The organism is Lactobacillus nasalidis (assembly GCF_016587775.1).
Classification (GTDB): Bacteria; Bacillota; Bacilli; order Lactobacillales; family Lactobacillaceae; genus Lactobacillus; species Lactobacillus nasalidis.
The window spans coordinates 1-1790 of the sequence record NZ_BOCG01000234.1; the positions used below are offsets into that span (position 1 = coordinate 1).

Here is a 1790-nt window from a genome sequence, read left to right on the forward strand (position 1 = left end):
AATCATCACCAACGGCACCAGTGCCGGCGGGGCCACCAGTGCTTTGACTGGCGCCAGCGGCAACAGCAGCTTTTTTGAAAAATATCTGGAAGAGATCGGGGCGGCTCCGGGGACTGACGACATCTTTGCCGTTTCCGCCTACTGCCCGATCCACAACCTGGAGCATGCCGACGCGGCTTATGAATGGGAATTCTGCGGCATCAACGACTGGCACCGGACCAAGATCGAAGGCTTCAAGGACGGCAAGCCAAACTTCGTGCCGGTTTCCGGGGAATTAACTGCTGAAGAACAGACCCTCTCCCCGCAACTGAAAGACCAGTTCATCGCCTACCTCAACTCCTTGAACTTACAAGATCCAGAGACTGGCGAAAAGCTTTCCCTAAACCCTGACGGCAGCGGCTCCTTCCGCGACTTGGTCATCAAGTACTTGAAAGCATCAGCTCAAAAGGCTTTGGCAGACAAGCCGGAATTGGCGAAAGCTGACTACTTAACGGTAAAAGACGGCCAAGTCACTGATCTTGACTGGGACAAGTACTTCCACTTCATCACCAGAATGAAGGCCGTGCCAGCCTTTGACGACCTGGATGCCAAGAGCCCGGAAACGGACCTGTTCGGTGAAAAGGGCGGCAAGCCGCGCCACTTCACCAGCTTCTCCCAAGAGCACAGCCACGTGGACACGACTTTGGCGCCAGCGGACTTGATCGCGGCCGTCAACCCGGTTGCCCACCTGCTCAGTGGCCAGACGGACACGCCGAAATACTGGCGGATCCGGCACGGGGCCAGCGACCGGGATACCTCCTTTGCCATCCCGGTGATCCTGGCTACCCTCTTGGCCAACCAGGGCAAGGAAGTCGACTTTGCCCTGCCATGGGGCATCCCGCACAGCGGCGACTATGACCTGGATGAGCTCTTTGACTGGATCGACCGGATTGCTGAGAAAGAAGGCTGACATCATGGAAAGCACTGCACGCAAAACGGCTGCCGAGGCTGATGCCAGCAGCTTGATGTTCAAGACGGCGATTTTGTCTTCCACCCTGCTTTTGACTGGGGTGGGCCTGGGCTCGGTCTTTCTGCCGAGCCTGAAGGCCAGCTACCCGGGCATTTCCGACGTCATGCTCAAGTCATTCGTTTCTTTGCCTAACGCGGCCCAGCTTTTGGCCTTGGTATTGGTTGGGATGCTGACGGCCAAGTTTGGCAAGAAGAAGCTGCTGCTTTTCGGTTCCCTGCTCTTCGTGATCAGCGGGATCGCGCCGCTGTTCGTGACCAGCTTCGGCGTCATCCTGCTTGCCCGCCTCTTCCTGGGCTTCAGCGTCGGCCTGGTGCAGCCGATCGGCACCAGCCTTTTGGCCGACTACTACCAGGAAAGAAACAAGCTGATGGGCTTCCAGAGCGCCTTTTCCGGCCTGGCCAACACTTTGATGACCTTCATCGTCGGCCTCTTCATTCAGACCAGCTGGCGGATGGGCTTCAGCGTTTACCTGATCGGCCTCATCATCTTCTTCCTGACCTGGATCTACCTGCCAAAGGACCAGAAGCAGGCTGCTCCGGCCGCCAGTCAGCAGCCGCGGGCCAAGACCAAGCTCAGCTTGAACGTCATCTGGTGGATGCTGGCCATGTTCCTCTTCAATATGGCTTACAGCTCCGGCATCCTGGAATTCAGCCTGACGGTGGTGGAAACTCATTCCGGTTCAGCCACTGACGCCGCCAACGTCACCGCGGCCGTAGCCGTCATCTCCCTGGTAGCTGGCCTTATCTTCGGCAAGTACATGCAGCTGACCAAAAAATATGCC

Annotated in this window: 2 protein-coding genes; both read left to right on the forward strand. The window is 57.5% G+C overall.

Annotated elements, in window-relative coordinates:
* Window positions 1-949, forward strand: a 949-nt coding sequence (locus lacNas_RS03865) for a subtype B tannase (RefSeq protein WP_201346614.1), incomplete at its 5' end; no start/stop codon positions are given.
* Window positions 950-953: 4 nt separating this feature from the next.
* Window positions 954-1790 (forward strand): MFS transporter (locus tag lacNas_RS03870; protein WP_201346615.1); only part of this gene is annotated, 837 nt, incomplete at its 3' end.